This is a genomic window from Micromonospora sp. NPDC002717 (assembly GCF_040295705.1).
GTDB lineage: Bacteria > Actinomycetota > Actinomycetes > Mycobacteriales > Micromonosporaceae > Micromonospora.
Genome location: NZ_JBEOVW010000074.1, coordinates 1 through 4,145 on the forward strand (window position 1 = coordinate 1; position 4,145 = coordinate 4,145).

Sequence of the window (4,145 nt, forward strand, 5' to 3'; positions counted from 1 at the left end):
TCGGAACTTACCCGACAAGGAATTTCGCTACCTTAGGACCGTTATAGTTACGGCCGCCGTTTACTGGGGCTTCAATTCATACCTTCGACTTACGTCTAAGCACTCCTCTTAACCTTCCAGCACCGGGCAGGCGTCACCCCCTATACATCACCTTGCGGTTTAGCAGAGAGCTGTGTTTTTGATAAACAGTTGCTTGGGCCTATTCACTGCGGCTGGCTTTTACACCAGCACCCCTTCTCCCGAAGTTACGGGGCTATTTTGCCGAGTTCCTTAACGAGAGTTCTCTCGATCACCTGAGGCTACTCGCCTCGACTACCTGTGTCGGTTTGCGGTACGGGTAGATATGACTTTACGCTAGAAGCTTTTCTTGGCAGTGTGACATCAGAGAGTTCGCAACCGTAGTTGCTTCCCCATCACAGCTCAATGTTAAAGAGAAATGCATTTGACACATCTCACACCTCACTGCTTAGACCAGAATCCATTAACTGGCATCTCTTAGCCTACTGCGTCCCTCCATCACGATCATATCTAGTACTGGAATATCAACCAGTTGTCCATCGACTACGCCTTTCGGCCTCGCCTTAGGTCCCGACTAACCCAGGGCGGACGAGCCTTCCCCTGGAAACCTTAGTCTTACGGTGGATAAGATTCTCACTTATCTTGCGCTACTCATACCGGCATTCTCACTTCTTAACGCTCCAGCACTCCTCACGGTATACCTTCATCGCGGTTAAGAACGCTCTCCTACCATTGATAAAATATCAATCCAAAGCTTCGGTAATATGTTTAGCCCCGGTACATTTTCGGCGCAGGGTCACTCGACTAGTGAGCTATTACGCACTCTTTGAATGATAGCTGCTTCTGAGCTAACATCCTAGTTGTCTGTGCAACCCCACATCCTTTTCCACTTAACATATATTTTGGGACCTTAGCTGTTGGTCTGGGCTGTTTCCCTTTCGACTACGGATCTTAGCACTCGCAGTCTGACTGCCGAACATGTGTATTAGCATTCGGAGTTTATCTGAGATTGGTAATCCTAGACGGACCCCTCACCCAAACAGTGCTCTACCTCCAATACACTTACATTTCGACGCTAGCCCTAAAGCTATTTCGGAGAGAACCAGCTATCTCCCAGTTCGTTTGGAATTTCTCCGCTATCCACAAGTCATCCAAACACTTTTCAACGTGTCCTGGTTCGGGCCTCCAGTGCGTCTTACCACACCTTCACCCTGCTCATGGATAGGTCACTAGGTTTCGGGTCTACATCATGATACTAAGTCGCCCTATTCAGACTCGGTTTCCCTACGGCTCCGTCTCTTCAACTTAACCTCGCATCATAACGTAACTCGCCGGTTCATTCTACAAAAGGCACGCTCTCACCCATTAACGGGCTCGAACTTCTTGTAGGCACACGGTTTCAGGTGCTATTTCACTCCCCTCTCGGGGTTCTTTTCACCTTTCCCTCACGGTACTGGTTCACTATCGGTCACTAAGGAGTATTTAGGGTTGGGAGATGGTCCTCCCGGATTCAAACTGGATTTCGCGTGTCCAGCCCTACTCAGGATACTGCTAGGTATAAGCGCTATTTCGTCTACGGGATTATTACCCTCTTTGATTAACCTTCCCAGGTTATTCGACTATAATGCTTAAGTCCACGTTGCAGTCCTACAACCCCAAGAAGCAAGCTTCTTGGTTTGCCCTTCTTCGCGTTCGCTCGCCGCTACTTACGAAATCGTTTTTACTTTCTCTTCCTGCAGGTACTTAGATGTTTCAGTTCTCTGCGTTACCTTTACATGAGCTATGTATTCACTCATGAATAACTGCTAGTAGCAGCTGGGTTTCCCCATTCGGAGACCTAGGGATCAATGCGTACTTACTGCTCCCCCTAGAATATCGTCGTTAGTCACGTCCTTCATCGGCTCTTAGTGCCAAGGCATCCACCGTGCGCCCTTATTAACTTTGCCATGATGATTTATAATCATCGTTTTTCAAGTATAAGTTTGTAAATTCTTTAAAATTCACAGCTTTTGGTTTATTTATCGTTATTAGATATTGTTATTTAGTTTTCAATGTTCAAGTGATTTTAACGTCTTGTCTGACAATGGAGCCTAGCGGGATCGAACCGCTGACCTCCTGCGTGCAAAGCAGGCGCTCTCCCAGCTGAGCTAAGGCCCCACAATCAAGAATTTGATTCTTGCTTAGGTTTATCACTAAACCCCTCAAAACTGAATAAAGTTGAATGCTCACGTCTTTGTATATATTCCTTAGAAAGGAGGTGATCCAGCCGCACCTTCCGATACGGCTACCTTGTTACGACTTCACCCCAGTCATCGGTCTTACCTTAGGAAGCGCCCTCCTTGCGGTTAGGCAACCTACTTCGGGTACTCCCAACTCCCGTGGTGTGACGGGCGGTGTGTACAAGGCCCGGGAACGTATTCACCGCGGCGTGCTGATCCGCGATTACTAGCGATTCCGACTTCATGTAGGCGAGTTGCAGCCTACAATCCGAACTGAGAATGGTTTTAAGAGATTAGCTAAACATCACTGTCTCGCGACTCGTTGTACCATCCATTGTAGCACGTGTGTAGCCCAGGTCATAAGGGGCATGATGATTTGACGTCATCCCCACCTTCCTCCGGTTTATCACCGGCAGTCTCGTTAGAGTGCCCAACTTAATGATGGCAACTAACAATAGGGGTTGCGCTCGTTGCGGGACTTAACCCAACATCTCACGACACGAGCTGACGACAACCATGCACCACCTGTATCCCGTGTCCCGAAGGAACTTCCTATCTCTAGGAATAGCACGAGTATGTCAAGACCTGGTAAGGTTCTTCGCGTTGCTTCGAATTAAACCACATGCTCCACCGCTTGTGCGGGCCCCCGTCAATTCCTTTGAGTTTCAACCTTGCGGTCGTACTCCCCAGGCGGAGTGCTTATTGCGTTAGCTGCGATACAGAGAACTTATAGCTCCCTACATCTAGCACTCATCGTTTACGGCGTGGACTACCAGGGTATCTAATCCTGTTTGCTCCCCACGCTTTCGAGCCTCAGTGTCAGTTACAGGCCAGAGAGCCGCTTTCGCCACCGGTGTTCCTCCATATATCTACGCATTTCACCGCTACACATGGAATTCCACTCTCCTCTCCTGCACTCAAGTCTACCAGTTTCCAATGCATACAATGGTTGAGCCACTGCCTTTTACACCAGACTTAATAAACCACCTGCGCTCGCTTTACGCCCAATAAATCCGGACAACGCTCGGGACCTACGTATTACCGCGGCTGCTGGCACGTAGTTAGCCGTCCCTTTCTGGGTAGTTACCGTCACTTGATGAGCTTTCCACTCTCACCAACGTTCTTCTCTACCAACAGAGTTTTACGATCCGAAAACCTTCTTCACTCACGCGGCGTTGCTCGGTCAGACTTTCGTCCATTGCCGAAGATTCCCTACTGCTGCCTCCCGTAGGAGTTTGGGCCGTGTCTCAGTCCCAATGTGGCCGATCACCCTCTCAGGTCGGCTATGTATCATCGCCTTGGTGAGCCTTTACCTCACCAACTAGCTAATACAACGCGGGATCATCTTTGAGTGATGCAATTGCATCTTTCAAACTTAAAACTTGTGTTTAAAGTTTTTATGCGGTATTAGCATTCGTTTCCAAATGTTGTCCCCCGCTCAAAGGCAGATTCCCCACGCGTTACTCACCCGTTCGCTGCTCATCCAGTCGGTACAAGTACCAACCTTCAGCGCTCAACTTGCATGTATTAGGCACGCCGCCAGCGTTCGTCCTGAGCCAGGATCAAACTCTCAAATAAAGTATTTAAGTCACCTTAGTGACTGGCTTGTCTTTCATTATTGATTGACAGATTTTTGATGTATCTTACTACATCACATGAGTCATTCTTCTTTATTCAGTTTTCAATGGTCTAGCTTATCGCTTCAAGACCCTCGTCTCTTGCGACAACTATTATATTCTATCAAACCTAACTAAACTTGTCAAGAATTAACTGTGACTTTTATACCTTTTTTTATCTTACGTTCGCTTTTTCCCTCTCCTGTATTCGCTTTATTTCATGCCACCACTAGCTTTGGTAAATTAAAAAAATTAGTCTTTTTTAACTTGCTTTTTTCTTCTCTTATCAAAA

The 4,145-nt window shown here is 47.5% G+C and carries 1 tRNA gene and 2 rRNA genes; all 3 read right to left on the bottom strand.

The annotated features are described in order from the left end of the window. Positions 1-1,964, bottom strand: a 23S ribosomal RNA gene (locus ABT006_RS34800); the annotation flags it as partial. A 138-nt stretch (positions 1,965-2,102) separates the two neighbouring features. Continuing rightward, a tRNA-Ala gene (locus ABT006_RS34805) sits at positions 2,103-2,175 on the bottom strand. Between the two features lie 93 nt (positions 2,176-2,268). Further along, a 16S ribosomal RNA gene (locus ABT006_RS34810) occupies positions 2,269-3,815 on the bottom strand. Between the last annotated feature and the right edge of the window lie 330 nt (positions 3,816-4,145).